Annotated in this window: 1 pseudogene; it reads left to right on the plus strand. The window is 58.9% G+C overall.

Going from position 1 to position 282, the window contains the following annotated elements:
* Positions 1 to 282: pseudogene (locus DXB70_RS14005) on the plus strand (NlpC/P60 family protein); the annotation flags it as partial.

Raw genomic sequence — 282 nt, forward strand, 5'->3', positions numbered from 1 at the left:
CGGGCCGCAGGATACCGGCAAGGCACAGGAGCCGGAGGGCTCCGCCGAGAAGGCCGGGAGCAAAAAGGATAAGTACCAGAAAGCACAGGCAAAAGCGGAACACGCCGGGGAAAAGCTGGGAAAGGCTCGGGCGAAACTGGACAAGACCGAGGCAAAACGGGCAGCGAAGAAACCGCCGGGGCTTGCGAAGAAAGCTGTCCGGGGAGCCCGCACCGAAGCATGGTTTTATCTCCACAACAAAATCCACGAAGTTGAGCATGAAAATGTGGGTGTGGAAGGAGC

The organism is Clostridium sp. OM05-5BH (assembly GCF_003481505.1).
Taxonomy (GTDB): Bacteria; Bacillota; Clostridia; order Lachnospirales; family Lachnospiraceae; genus Otoolea; species Otoolea fessa.